This window comes from Thermogemmatispora sp. (assembly GCF_019683635.1).
Lineage (GTDB): Bacteria > Chloroflexota > Ktedonobacteria > Ktedonobacterales > Ktedonobacteraceae > Thermogemmatispora.
The window spans coordinates 23,397-36,571 of the sequence record NZ_JADGIA010000026.1; the positions used below are offsets into that span (position 1 = coordinate 23,397).

12 protein-coding genes and 1 pseudogene are annotated in these 13,175 nt (G+C 59.5%); 9 read left to right on the forward strand and 4 right to left on the reverse strand.

Annotated features, from left to right (window positions below):
- The first annotated feature begins 93 nt into the window (after window positions 1-93).
- From IRZ31_RS05070 to IRZ31_RS05100, 7 genes are all read left to right on the forward strand, one after another.
- On the forward strand, window positions 94-522 hold the full coding sequence (locus IRZ31_RS05070) for a YraN family protein (protein ID WP_297150475.1): 429 nt from the start codon (window positions 94-96) through the stop codon (window positions 520-522).
- Between the two features lie 227 nt (window positions 523-749).
- Window positions 750-1,283 (forward strand): zinc ribbon domain-containing protein, encoded by a 534-nt coding sequence (locus IRZ31_RS05075; RefSeq protein WP_297150478.1) that lies wholly within the window; start codon window positions 750-752, stop codon window positions 1,281-1,283.
- A gap of 99 nt (window positions 1,284-1,382) precedes the next feature.
- Window positions 1,383-1,940, forward strand: a complete 558-nt coding sequence (tsaE, locus tag IRZ31_RS05080) for a tRNA (adenosine(37)-N6)-threonylcarbamoyltransferase complex ATPase subunit type 1 TsaE (RefSeq protein ID WP_297150481.1) — start codon at window positions 1,383-1,385, stop codon at window positions 1,938-1,940.
- Window positions 1,921-2,754, forward strand: a complete 834-nt coding sequence (gene tsaB / locus IRZ31_RS05085) for a tRNA (adenosine(37)-N6)-threonylcarbamoyltransferase complex dimerization subunit type 1 TsaB (protein WP_297150484.1) — start codon at window positions 1,921-1,923, stop codon at window positions 2,752-2,754. The genes tsaE and tsaB overlap by 20 nt, the downstream gene beginning before the upstream one ends.
- A complete protein-coding gene (rimI, locus tag IRZ31_RS05090; protein WP_297150487.1) occupies window positions 2,738-3,373 on the forward strand; it encodes a ribosomal protein S18-alanine N-acetyltransferase in 636 nt (211 codons plus the stop codon). The genes tsaB and rimI overlap by 17 nt, the downstream gene beginning before the upstream one ends.
- Before the next feature lie 205 nt (window positions 3,374-3,578).
- Window positions 3,579-4,757 (forward strand): tRNA (adenosine(37)-N6)-threonylcarbamoyltransferase complex transferase subunit TsaD, encoded by a 1,179-nt coding sequence (gene tsaD / locus IRZ31_RS05095; RefSeq protein WP_297150489.1) that lies wholly within the window; start codon window positions 3,579-3,581, stop codon window positions 4,755-4,757.
- Window positions 4,758-4,935: 178 nt separating this feature from the next.
- On the forward strand, window positions 4,936-5,979 hold the full coding sequence (locus IRZ31_RS05100) for an ROK family protein (RefSeq protein WP_297150492.1): 1,044 nt from the start codon (window positions 4,936-4,938) through the stop codon (window positions 5,977-5,979).
- A 154-nt stretch (window positions 5,980-6,133) separates the two neighbouring features.
- On the opposite strand, the pseudogene metG reads toward IRZ31_RS05100, so the two are convergent.
- Both metG and IRZ31_RS05110 read right to left on the reverse strand, forming a co-directional pair.
- Window positions 6,134-7,849, reverse strand: a pseudogene (gene metG, locus IRZ31_RS05105) (methionine--tRNA ligase); the annotation flags it as partial.
- A gap of 249 nt (window positions 7,850-8,098) precedes the next feature.
- The gene (locus IRZ31_RS05110) at window positions 8,099-9,121 is read right to left on the reverse strand and encodes a ThiF family adenylyltransferase (RefSeq protein WP_297150495.1); all 1,023 of its coding nucleotides are present in this window, start codon (window positions 9,119-9,121) and stop codon (window positions 8,099-8,101) included.
- A gap of 297 nt (window positions 9,122-9,418) precedes the next feature.
- Between IRZ31_RS05110 and IRZ31_RS05115 the strand changes: the two genes are divergently transcribed.
- Both IRZ31_RS05115 and IRZ31_RS05120 read left to right on the forward strand, forming a co-directional pair.
- Window positions 9,419-9,862: a response regulator gene (locus IRZ31_RS05115; protein WP_069805134.1), complete on the forward strand. Its 444-nt coding sequence runs from the start codon at window positions 9,419-9,421 to the stop codon at window positions 9,860-9,862.
- 328 nt (window positions 9,863-10,190) lie between these two features.
- Window positions 10,191-10,607 (forward strand): response regulator, encoded by a 417-nt coding sequence (locus tag IRZ31_RS05120; RefSeq protein WP_170292961.1) that lies wholly within the window; start codon window positions 10,191-10,193, stop codon window positions 10,605-10,607.
- Window positions 10,608-11,076: 469 nt separating this feature from the next.
- Here the strand turns inward: IRZ31_RS05120 and IRZ31_RS05125 are convergent, their stop codons facing one another.
- Window positions 11,077-12,084 carry a dipeptide ABC transporter ATP-binding protein gene (locus IRZ31_RS05125; RefSeq protein ID WP_297150501.1) on the reverse strand — a complete coding sequence of 336 codons (1,008 nt, stop codon included), beginning with the start codon at window positions 12,082-12,084 and terminating at the stop codon, window positions 11,077-11,079.
- 25 nt (window positions 12,085-12,109) lie between these two features.
- Window positions 12,110-13,087 (reverse strand): ABC transporter ATP-binding protein, encoded by a 978-nt coding sequence (locus IRZ31_RS05130; RefSeq protein ID WP_297150505.1) that lies wholly within the window; start codon window positions 13,085-13,087, stop codon window positions 12,110-12,112.
- Window positions 13,088-13,175 lie beyond the last annotated feature (88 nt).

Genomic DNA, 13,175 nt, shown 5'->3' on the forward strand with positions numbered 1-13,175 from the left:
CTATCCTTGCAGAGACAGCAAGAGCGCTGCTAGCTCAGCGGTGTTCTCATAGGAAGCATACAACATTGAGAGTGGGGAGGGCGTATTACTCTCATGAATTGTCCAGATCACGAGGAGTCTGATGGGCAGGGACAGAAGAGGCTGAGCCGGGCCAGGGGACAGCGCGCCCTTGGTCAGGCTGGCGAGCGCCTGGCGGCTGCCATCCTGCGTCAGCAGGGCTATCATATTCACGAGCATAACTTTCGCTGCCGGGCTGGTGAGATCGACCTTGTGGCCAGCGATGGCGAGGAGCTGGTCTTTATTGAAGTGAAGACGCGCCGCAGCAGCAGCTGGGGCCCTCCCGAGGAGGCATTGACGTTGCACAAGCGCCGCAAGCTCATTGAGGTGGCCTCTCACTACCTTGAGCAGCACGAGGCCTATGAGCGTCCCTGGCGCATTGATGTGGTGGCTATCCAACTCAGCAGCGCGGGCCGACTGGAGGCCGTGCGTATCCATCGTGGGGCAGTGGAGGACGAGGACTAGCGGCGCCCTGGGCAGGGTCTCCAGGTGGCGATCTGGCACGTCTGACCTTCTACCGGCCAGAACTGCCAGAGAGCAAGAAAGGGGCGCACGGGCGAGTGAGAAATGGCAGCTCTCGTCGCCCTGGCGGGGCAGGCAGGAACAGGCAGGATTGCCCTCGCGCCGAGCAGGAGACCCGACCTGTATTCCCAGCTCACCAGACCAACCGACAAAGGGAAGGAGCACCAAGCATGGCGGACTTTGTTGAGTCGGCGAAACATCTTGTCTCAGCGGCTGTCAGCCGCACCACCTGGGAAGCGCAGAAGCAGCTGCGTATTCGAAACAAGCAGGGAGAGATTGATCAGCTGCTCAAGCAGCGCCAGCTTCTGCTGGAGGAGCTGGCCACAGCGGCTATGACCCTCTATCAGCAAGGGGCGCTATCCCAGCCGCAGTTAGCGCGCATCTGTGCTAGTATTCAGGAGCTGGATGCCGATCTACGTAATCGGGAGCAACAGCTTCAGGAGATCAAGAATGAGACCTACCAGCCGGAGCAGTTTGCTCCGCAGCCACCGCGCGATTATACTCCGCCTCCAGTGGCGCCGACGGCCCCAACGACGCAGCAGGCGCCGGCGGGAATGGGGAGCGTCCCAGGAACGGCAGGAGCGGCTGGTTCAGCTGGCAGCAGCGGCCCTCGTGTAGCGGATAAGGTGCCCTGCCCTCACTGTGGCCAGTTAGTCCGCGTGCGGGCGCTCTATTGCTCTAGCTGTGGGAAGAAAATCGGCTGAGGCGAAGCAGGGAGGACTGTGTTATAATAATTTGAGGTTCTCTGGAAAGGCTCAAGAGATACTTGAGCCACGGCTATAGCAGGGGAAAAGGAAGACGGTGTGACTGGTGCTTCTCAAGACGAGGTGAGCTGTACCCTTGATGTGATCAGCCATAGTGCGGCCCAAACCCAGCGGCTTGGTATGCGCTTAGGAGAGCTGCTGCGTGGTGGTGAACTGATTCTGCTGGCCGGCCAACTAGGGACGGGGAAGACCACCTTTACGCAGGGTCTGGCTCAAGGTCTGGGCATTGCTGAGGTGGTCAGCAGCCCTACCTTTACACTCCTGAAGGAGTACCGTGGTCAGCCGCGCGGGCGCGGAGAAGAGCAGGCAACGCACTCCAGAGGTTTGGCGCTCTACCATTTTGATCTCTATCGCCTGGAGCATCCTGAAGAGATACTCGATCTGGGCTTCGAAGATTACTTTTCTAACCCGGCAGGTGTCTGTGTGGTGGAGTGGGCTGATAAGGCTGCCGCGCTCTGGTCTGGCGAGTATCTCCGCATCCGTCTGAAGTTGCTCAGCGAGACGAAGCGTGCGCTCCTCTTCGAGGCCGTTGGATCGTATTATTGTGAGCTGCTACAACAATTCCAGAAAAATACCTATGCTGCTCTTGGCAATTGATTCCTCCACGCGCCAGGCAAGTCTGGCCCTTTGCTCGGAGGAGACGCTCTACGCAGAGGAGACCTGGCTTGTCGAGAACAATCATAGTGTTGAGTTGTTGCCGGCGATCCGCCGGTTACTGACCAGCCGAAACTGGCGCCCGGCGGACCTCTCTGCCCTGGCGGTGGCTTTAGGCCCAGGCTCCTTTAATGGCGTGCGGGTGGCGGTGGCCACAGCCCGGAGCCTGGCCTTCGCCCTGGAGAAGCCCCTGATTGGGGTGGGCACCCTGGATATCATCGCTGCCCAGCAGCGCCGCTGGTCGGGGCCGATCTGCGCTGTGCTGGAAGCAGGGCGCTCCGAACTGTACGCCGCCTGCTATCTCAGTACAGAAGGCCAGGATGAGCAGGGGCGGCTTAGGCAGGAGCTGCGGCGGCTTGGAAACTATGTCTTGCTGCCTCCTCAGCAGCTCGTGGCCTATCTCAAAGAACTGGCTGCCTCATCTCTGGCGGTACCGGGCCGGCGCGAGCTTCCTCCTTTTCTCTTCTGTGGGGAGTTGAAAGCGGCCACCTGTGCGACCCTGCGCTCCTCTCTGCCAGAGTGTGCCTTCGCTGAGCCGTTGCTGGCCACCAGACGAGCTACCACTCTGGCCGCTCTCGCCTTACCGCGCCTCTTGCGGGGCGAGCATGATGACCCTTTGCGCCTGGAGCCGCTTTACTTGCGCCCCCCTGCCATTACTGCCAGTGCACGTAAGCAACCGCTGCTGAACGCGGTGGGTCAGCCGCGCTCACTACCTCAAAGCGAGACAGAGAGGGAAGAACGTGCGTTACAGCATTGAACGCATGACGTTGTCAGACGTACCTCGGGTGATCGAGATTGAGCGTCTGGCCTATCCATCAACCTGGCCTCCTAGTGCCTATCGCAAGGAACTGCAAGACAACCGCTGGGCGCACTATATTGTCCTGCGCGATAAAAAGATTCTAGAGGAGCACGTGGAGCCTTCTGCCTCTGAAGCTGAGAAGCCAAGGCGCTTCTTCCCTCTGTCGCTGTTGCCGGGCCGCTCGTCGACGGCGACAACCTCACCGCAGCTCGCCTCGATCATTGGCTTTGCCGGGCTGTGGCTCATGGTCGACGAAGCGCATATTACCACGATTGCCCTGCATCCTGACTATCGTCGTCAGGGGCTGGGCGAGTTCTTGCTCATCAGCCTGATTGATATCGCCTATACCATCGGCGCCAGATGGGTCACACTTGAGGTACGTGTCTCCAACTACGTTGCCCAGAATCTCTATCGTAAGTATGGCTTCCGTGAGGCCGGCCTGCGCCATCGCTACTACAGCGATAATCAAGAAGACGCTCTGATCATGTGGACTGACGAGATCCACAGTCCGGCCTATCGCCAGAAGTTTCAGGAGCAGAAAGCCGCGCTGCTACGGAAGCTGGAAGCTCAGGGCTAAGAGAGGTCATCTCGACCGACCGCCTTATCTGCGCTGACTGCCTCTGGCTCGACTCTGGTGACTGGGCCTGGATAGCATGGTCGGCAGTTGTATGCGGACTGCCGCCGTTCTGGCCGAAGAGAAGAACGGGACAACGCCAGAGCCGGTCAGAGAGGCGTGCACTCCAGCTATGCAGCTTTTCATTGAATGAGAAAGGGGGTGAACTATGCTCATTCTGGGGATCGAAAGCTCTTGTGATGAGACTGGGGCGGCTATTGTCAAAGATGGCCGCTACCTATTGGCGAATGTGGTCGCCTCGCAGACGGAGATTCATGAGCGCTACGGGGGGGTGGTGCCGGAGGTCGCCTCGCGCCAGCAGCTGGCCGCTATCCTGCCAGTCATCGAGACGGCTCTGCAGCAGGCTCGCTGCCGCTGGGAAGACATCGAGGCAGTGGCTGCTACCTATGGCCCTGGCCTCGCCGGCTCGCTGCTCGTTGGCCTGACAGTGGGCAAGACCCTGGCTCTGGCCCGCGACCTGCCTTTTCTTGGGGTCAACCATTTGGAAGCCCATATCTACGCCAACTGGCTGCGCCCGACGCTGGACGCCGATCTCCAGTCTGGCGCGAATGAGACGGAATGCGCCTATCTGCCCGGTGATCCGCTCTTCCCCCTGATCTGCCTGGTCGTTTCCGGCGCTCATAGCGAGCTGGTCCTCATGCGTGATCATACCGACTATCTCCTGTTGGGGCGGACGCGCGACGATGCCGCGGGGGAGGCTTTTGATAAGGTGGCTCGCATCCTGGGGCTTGGCTATCCCGGCGGTCCGGCCATTCAGCAGGCTGCGCGCCTGGCAGAAGAGGAGCTACGCCAGCAGCGCCTGCCAGTGCGCAATCCTTATCGGCTGCCGCGGGCCTGGCTACGGGGAACCTATGACTTCAGCTTCAGCGGACTGAAAACAGCCATGCTACACCTGGCCGAAGGACTGGTTGCAGACCAGCAAGCGGGTCGCCCGCTGCCCAGTGGAGGGCGCCAGGTTAGTCGCTACACCACGATGGGAAACGAAGCGGCCAGGCGCGGTCAAGTCCATATCGGTCTGCTAGCAGCGGGCTTCCAGGAAGCCATTGTCGATGTCCTGGCAGTCAAGACGCGCCTGGCCGCCCAGGAATATCACGTGCGGCAGGTCTTGCTGGCCGGTGGCGTAGCGGCCAACGTCGCCTTGCGGGCACGCCTGGAGGAAGAGCTGACACCGCTGGGCATCCGGTTGCAGTATCCGCCGATCGAATTCTGCACAGACAATGCGGCAATGGTAGCAGCGGCTGCCTTCTTCCATCGTCTGCACGGTGAGCAGCATGATCTTGATCTGGACGTGGAGCCGAATCTGAGTCTCCCCTTTCGGCAGGAGTAAGGGAGAGAAGAGGGACTGAGGTGGGCTCCCCCTGGGGCCGACGAGCGTGCGTGGTGCAGACGCAGCGAGCGTACTCTGCTCAGAGATCCGCCACCAGATCCACACTACCATGAGCAAGCGGTATGAAACAGGCTCTGCCACCTGTTACTACCGTTCTGTTTATCTTGAGGAGAGAACTATGGCCAAGAATCACGCGGGACATCCGGCAACCTATGCTCTTGGCATCGACCTGGGAGGCACCAAGACGCTGGCGGCAGTCATCGATGTCTCCACTGGCGCAGTGATCGCCTCGGCGCGCAAGCGCACAAAAGCGGAGCGGGGGCAGGACTTCGTCGCCCGCCGGGTAGTGGAAGTCGCTCGCGCCGCTCTGGAGGCTGCTGATCTGCGCAACGGGCGCGAGCTGCTCGCGGTAGGCATCGGCGCCGCCGGCCAGATTGATCGTCAGGCCGGCGTGATTCTAGAGGCGCCCAACCTCGGCGTGCGCGATATGCCGGTAGCGGCCCTGCTAAGCGCCGAATTTGAACGCCCAGTCGCGGTTGGCAACGATGTTGAGGTCGCGGCTCTGGGCGAGTACCTCCACGGTGCCGGGCGCACCTACAAGAATTTTGTCTGTGTCTTTATCGGCACCGGCATCGGCGCTGGCATCATTCAAAACGGGCGGCTCTACACGGGTCTCTCCGGTACCGCTGGCGAGATTGGCCATATTACGGTGGAAGCCAGCGGACGCATCTGTGGCTGTGGCGCGCGTGGCTGCCTGGAGGCCTACGCCTCACGCACGGCCATCACTCGGGCCATTCTGGCTGAGATCCATCATGGCCGCAAATCGGTGCTGGCCGACGAGGCCCTGCTCCAGCTCAAAGGCGGCGAGACCATCATTCGCTCGGGATTGCTAGCCAGCGCGATTCAGCAGAACGATGAGCTGGTCATTGAAGTTGTCAGCGAAGCTGCGGACTACCTGGGCTATGGCCTGGCTTCGATCATCAACTTTTACAACCCCGAGGCCATCATCTTAGGGGGAGGCGTTATCGAGGCCGTCGATCTGCTCTTTGAACGCGCCGTGCGACGAGCGCGCACTGTAGCACTCTCTCTACCGGCACGCCAGACGCCTATCGTGCGCACTCGCCTGGGCGATTTCTCGGGAGTAGTGGGGGCCGCCTGCCTTGCCGCTCAGGCGGCGGGCTATCGTCTCCGGGAGAGTGAAGAGCAGGCGATCGAAGAATAAGGATCAGCCAGGCGGAGGAGGGGGCGCTCCGCCCAGCTGGCACTGGGGAGAAGAGGCTCTCCCCAGCCGTGTTGGTCCTCTTTTTCCCCTCCTGACTGGCTCAATTGATTTTTTTCTGGGCCTGTTGCAGCTTTTGCTGGGAAGAAAATCATCGCTAGGGCAACGACTTACTCTCCGCCGAGGAGAGGTCTGCAGGCACCTCCAGCTTAGCAAAGAGCGGCTGGGGTGGTGGCAGCTGTCTGCCGGCAGGCACCGTTTCAAGCTGCCAGCGAGAAGCACTGACATCGCCCTCGAAGCCCAGGTAAGCGTGCAGCTTCTGAGAAGAAAAAGGCAGGTAGGGATAGAGCAGCACGCGCAGACCGCTCAGCACCTGCAGCATCACATAGAGCGTCGTCCCAGCGGCCTGCCGATCCTCCTTGATACGCTTCCAGGGGGCCTGCTCATCAAGATAGCGGTTGGCCACGTGAGCCACAGCCATCGCCGCCTGCAATCCATCCTTGAAGCGGCAGCGGCTGATCAACTCGCCAACTGTAAGAAAGCCCTTTTTCACCTCTGCCAGCATGGCCTCATCAGCGGTGCTCAGTGCCCCGGGCGTGGGAACTGTCCCGCCAAAGCGGCTCTGGACAAAGGTCAAGGTGCGATGGACAGCGTTGCCGTAAGTGGCGACTAGCTCATCGTTGTTGCGCCGTACCAGCTCCTCGAAAGTAAAATCGGTATCGCGTCCCTCGGGAGCGGAGGCTGACAGGTAGTAGCGCAGCGGGTCTGCCCCGTAGAGGTCGAGCACATCCTTCGTCCAGACCACATTACCCCGGCTGCTGGATGCTTTGCTGCCGCGCATCGTCATGAACTCGTTGGCTGGGACATCGTAGGGCAAATTGCGATTGCCATAGCCCATCAACATGGCCGGCCAGATAATCGTGTGGAAAGGAATGTTGTCCTTGCCGATGAAGTAGTAGGCTTTCACCGGCGGATCGGTCATACCAGGAATCCACCACTGTTTCCAGGCATCGGGGTCGCCGCTGCGCTGCGCCCACTCCACGGTGGCTGAGAAGTAGCCAATCACCGCATCGAACCAGACATAGATACGCTTTTCATCGTAGCCCTCCAGCGGGATAGGCACGCCCCAATCGAGATCGCGCGTGATCGCGCGCGGGTGCAGGCCCTCCTTGAGCCAGTTCATCGTAAAGGCATAAACGTTGGGACGCCAATGCTCCTTACCCTGAGAGAGCCACTGCAGGATCGGCTCCTGAAGCTTGGGCAGATCAAGAAAGAAATGCTCGGTATCGCGGATCTCCAGCGGCTGCTCTCTACTGCCGCAGAGACGGCAGTGAGGCTGGATCAGATCGACGGGATCGAGTACTCGCCCACAATTGTCGCACTGGTCACCGCGTGCCTCGGCATAGCCGCAGTGAGGACAGGTCCCCTCGACGTAGCGATCGGGGAGAAAGCGGCGATCCGTTGGACAATAGGGCGACTGCATTGTATCTTTATAGACATAGCCCTTCTGATAGAGCGTCAGAAAGAAATCCTGCGTGATGCGATAGTGATTCTCCGTACCTGTTTCCGTATAGAGATCCCAGGAGATCCCCAGGCGCTCCCAGATCTCGCAGATCTGGCGATGGTAGTAGGAGACAAATTCGCGCGGCGAAATGCCCTGACGCTCAGCTTCGACCAGAATGGGCGTGCCATGCTCATCGCTGCCAGAGACCATCAACACATGGTTACCGGCCAGACGATGATAGCGCGCGAAAGTATCGGCGGGCAGATAAGCGCCGGCTATCTGCCCAACGTGGGTCGACGTTTTAGCGTAGGGCCAGGCCACGCAGACCAGAATATACTCAGCCATAGAACGTGACTCCCTTGCTTGCTGATGGAGGTCAGTCGAGTCGTTCTGTCTCCTTTGTAATTGCTTGCTTGCTTGCTGGCACTGTTGATTGCGCTCTGTCTCTCAGAGAGACGCTAACGGATGATGAAGTGAAGAGACCACCAGGCGGATTGTGCCTCATTATAGCATAGAGTGGGAGAGGGGCAAGACCCCGGCTGGGCGGCGGGGGCTGGACCTGCCCGCCTCTAGTAGACCTGGCGCGCTCCTCCCAGGCCGGGCTGGAGCGGAGATCGGTCACATGCCGATGTAGCGGGCGTAGAGTGAGCGCGCAACTTGCTCGTTATCGGTGCCCTTGATGATCGCGCGTCCGTCGGAGAAGACCGTCATCTCGTAGCCATCGATGGTGAAGCGCAGCAAGTAGGCATTGTGCTGGACGGGAGCGAGCGCTTCTAGACGCTGGGCCAGAGCCGCCAGATCGACGGAAGCGCCGCGGCGACTGCTGCGTACCTGAACGGCGTTGCGCCCACAGAGCGCGGTTGTCCTGCTCTGGATGGAGGCGTTTAAGAAATCGAAGCGCCCAAGGGCACAGGTCGGGCAATCGTTCTGCCGAGGCAACTCCAGACGCTCAAACGTGTTTTCCCAGAGATCGGCAGCCAGCAAGGCCCGGCTGATCAGAGGACTCTGAAGCAAGATTTTAAGGGCCTCAGTCGCTGCGATGCCGCTAATCATGCTCACAATCCCATTAAGCACCCCGGCGGTATCGCAGGTCGGTGTACTGCCGGGAGGGGGCATCTCGGGAAAGACGCAGCGCAGACAGGCGGTCTCGCCCGGGAGAATGTTCATCGTCACCCCGTGAGCGGCGATCACCCCGCTGTAGATCCAGGGTCGTCGGTGTTTCACGCAAGCATCATTGAGCAGGTAGCGCGTTTCGAAGTTATCGGTGGCGTCCAGCACCAGATCTACGCGCTGGACCAACGACTCGACCTCCTCGGCATCGAGGTCGGCAACCAGGGCTTCGATTCTGACCTCGCTGTTGATGCGCTCCAGTTTCCTGGCTGCAGCCACTGCTTTGGGCAGGTGGGCCTGAACGTCGTCTTCGTCAAAGAGGATCTGCCGCTGCAGGTTACTCAGCTCAACGTAATCGCGGTCGACAATGGTCACTTGCCCGATACCGGCGCGACAAAGGTGATTAGCAAGCATAGTGCCGAGCGCCCCGCAGCCGATAATGGCCACGGAGGAGGCAAGCAGGCGTTCCTGACCCTGGCGTCCAATAGGACCAAAGAGAATCTGCCGTGAGTAGCGCTCGAAAGCTACCATCAGAAGAGGCCTCCCCAGAATGGGGCATCCTACAGCCGCCTGACAGCGCCAGGCCAGGGCAGGGCTGTCGGCAGCCCGTTGCTATCTGCTTCATTGTACCACAAAGGGACAAGCGGAGAAAAGATGACCAACTGGAATGCCAGCCGCCTGACCGTCTGCCTGGCTAGTACTCCCGAGGGCCTCAGTTGGCAAGGCCAGGCAGGTGTGTTACAATGCAAAGGGGTGGGTCGTCTTTGCTGTTGAGGAGAGATAAAGTGCAGTGCCTGAGCAAGACGGCTTTAAACGGCGGAAAAGACGATGAAGAAAGTGCTGGTCATCGACGATAATCCTACTATTGTAGAGCTTATCAAATATGCCGTGAATCTCCAGGGCTCGTACGAAGTCATCGTCGCTTATGACGGCGTCCAGGGCCTGGAACAGGTCTATGCCCATCACCCCGATTGCGTCATCATCGATGTGAAGATGCCTCGGATGGATGGCTACCAGCTAGTGCGCTGCCTGCGGGGCGATGCACGCACTGCCGATACTCCTATGATCATCCTAAGTGCGATGACGCGCGAGGAGGATCAGCTCACGGGCCTTCTCTCCGGGGTCGATGAGTATCTGACCAAGCCCTTTAAACCTAGCGCCCTCAATGCGGCTATCGAGCGCGTTCTGCGCCTGACTCCCGCTGACCGCCAGCGCCGCATGGATGAATTGATGCGCAGCCAGAGTGAACAGCAGCAACAGCAACAGCGATAGAGGCGATGAGTCGGCTGAGCACGAGAGGGGTCGTGCACGGACCACTCTTCTTCACTAAAGGACGCTGCTGCTATGGCTCTTGACCAGATGCGCAACCAGGCAACAGGTCTAAGCCGAACCACTTTTGCTCAGGTGGGTGGCCAGGATCTTTTGTGTTACGCTTGTCTTGCTGGCAGAGGGCTGTCCGCTCATCTTCGCTGAGAAGCAAGGGGACAGCCGCGGGAGGGGCCTCTCGCTTCCCGTCTCCCTCTGTCTATGTCGGCTTTATTTAGCTGCTTGAACACTTATTTCTTGTAAGTGCTGATCGACGATGCTATCTATCCGTCTCATGGCTCGTGAACCAAGGACAGCGCAATTGCCGCGGGTGCTCTTCGTTGATGACGATCCACATACCCAGGGACGCATTAAACAAGCCCTGGAGCATATGTTTACTGTCCGCTGCGCCTCTTCGTTGGAAGAAGCTCGTCGCTGCTTGCTCGAAGAGCCACCCGACCTGCTGATCTGTGAGATTGTGCTGGGCAACGAGAATGGCCTCGATCTCTGTCGCTTCGTGCGCGATCAGTCTTCATTGCGCCATCTCCCTGTGATGATTCTCAGCTCGCAGATGACGGTACAAGATAAGATCGCTGGATTCACCGCCGGCGCTGATGACTACGTTGTCAAGCCGGTCGATGCGCGCCATCTTGCTGCCCGTCTGCGTCTTCTCTTGCGCATTAAGCAGCTGGAGCTGCGTAACCAGGATTAACAGTGAGAGCCTGCCGTTCACCTCTGGGTGGATTCCTGGGGGGCGGCAGGATTCTCTTCGGCCTCGCTCTGAGTAGATCCTCCTTTCTGCGGTTGCAAGCGAGCCTCTACGTCTCTGCCGGCAAGCGAGCAGACAAGCGGGCGAGGATGTGCCCATTGGGAATTGGTGGACGTTCCTGCCAGCAGTCGTCCGGCTTCTGCTTTGCCTCCAGATCCTGGCAAATAGCAAAGAGGATAAACATGGAGCAGCGCACCCTTTCTTTTTCACCTCTTCTGACCAGGAGAGGAGCCGCTGGCAGTTCTGTTGACAACACGAACAGAAACAGCGCCGCAGGCTGGCCTGCTTGCATAGACAGGCGACTCTGCGGCGCTGCTTTCTATCTGCAGTCCTTCCCTATGCTGCTCGCCCTTGATCAGGCCAGGGATGGCAATCTGATCTGGGAGCGGTGCGAAGCAAGAGGCAGCTCCTCTTAACCTGGGAAATGGCAGGCTGCGTAGTGATTTCGCTCCTTCTCTTCAAGAGGAGGCGTCACCTCACGGCAAATTTGCTGTGCTTTCCAGCAGCGTGGATGGAAGTAGCAGCCTGATGGTGGATTGACCGGGCTGGGTACATCGCCTTCCAGAATGATGCGCTTACGACGGGCCTCAACCTCGGGGTCCGGGACAGGAATAGCCGAGAGCAGTGCCTGAGTATAGGGGTGCAGCGGCAACTCGTAGAGCTTCTCGCTCTCCGCCAGCTCAACGATGCGTCCCAGATACATCACAGCGACGCGATCGCTGATGTGTTTCACCACCGAGAGATTGTGTGCTACGAACAGGTAAGTCAGGCCGAACTCGGCTTGCAGATCCTGGAGCAGATTGAGTACCTGGGCCTGGATAGAGACATCGAGCGCTGAGACTGGCTCATCGGCAACGATGAACGAGGGATGCAGTGCCAGGGCGCGAGCAATGCCGATGCGCTGGCGCTGGCCGCCGCTGAACTCGTGGGGGAAGCGGTTCACGTAATACGGGTTTAGCCCCACCACTTCTAGCAGGTGGGCTACCTGCTCACGGATCTCACGGGCATTTCCTCGTTTGAAGTTCTCCAGTGGCTCGGCGATAATCTGCCCCACAGTAAAGCGTGGGTCAAGCGAGCCAAAGGGGTCCTGGAAAATCATCTGCATCTCAGCGCGCTTCTTGCGCAACTCAGCGGGTGGCAGCTTGGTCAGTTCAACCCCATTCAGTTTGACGCTGCCAGCTGTTGGCTTGATGAGCTGGAGAATAGCGCGCCCCGTTGTCGACTTGCCGCAGCCACTCTCTCCCACCAGTCCGAGGGTCTCGCCGCGGCGAATCGCCAGATCGACGCCATCAACGGCCTTCACTTGGGCGATGGTGCGATTGAAGAGGCCGCCTTTAATTGGAAAATGGACCTTCAGACCCTTGACCTCGACCAGTGTTGTTCCGGTTGCTGTCGAGGTTGCCATCTGCTGTTGTGCCATAGCGTCCTTCTCCCTCTCTCCCTGGCTAGCTTGGATAGAAGCAAGCGGCGAGCTGCTCACCGCGGCCTACCGGTTTCAACTCTGGCCGTTCTTGACGACAGCGAGGCTGGACCCGCGGGCAGCGTGGGGCATAAGGGCAGCCAATGATCTCGCGTGAGAGGTCGGGGGGCTGCCCGGGGATGGGAGTCAGGCGCATGCCACGCTTCTCGTCTAGGCGAGGGATCGATTGCAGGAGTCCAGTGGTATAGGGGTGAGCCGGTGTCTGGAAGATCTGCCGTACTGGGGCCGACTCCACAATATGGCCGGCATACATCACGATCACATGCTCGCAGGTACCGGCCACAACGCCCAGATCGTGAGTGATCAGCATCAGGGCCGTACCGAACTCCTTGGCCAGGCCCTTCATCAGTTCGAGGATCTGAGCCTGGATGGTTACATCAAGGGCCGTGGTTGGCTCGTCAGCAATCAGCAGCTGCGGATTGCAGGCCAAAGCGATAGCGATCATGACGCGCTGGCGCATGCCGCCGCTGAACTCGTGAGGATAGCTCTTCGCTCGCCGGCGCGCATCGGGAATGCGCACCAGATCCAGCATCTCGACGGCTCGCTGCCAGGCCTGGTCGTTCGAAATGCCCTTGCGATGGCGCTTGACCGTCTCAGCGATCTGGTAGCCGATGGTGAAGACTGGATTGAGCGAGGTCATCGGGTCCTGGAAGATCATCGAGATCTTGCTGCCACGCAGCTCCGTCATCTCGTCATTGTTCTTCTCCAGGATATTCTCGCCGTTAAAGAGAATCTCACCCCCGACGATCTTACCTGGCGGCGAAGCGATCAGACGGATAATTGAGAGCGCGGTCACGCTCTTGCCGCAGCCGCTTTCGCCCACCACTCCCAGGGCCTCGCCAGGCCGCATGGTGAAGGAGACATCGTCTACGGCCTTGACAACGCCGCTGCGAGTAAAGAAGTAGGTTCTGAGATTATTCACTTCCAGCAGATTTTCTGGCATGGGTGTATGCTCCGCTCTTGCATGGTTCGCTTGCTTAGTCTTTGGTGCGAGGATCGAAGGCATCGCGCAGGCCGTCGCCGAGGAAGGA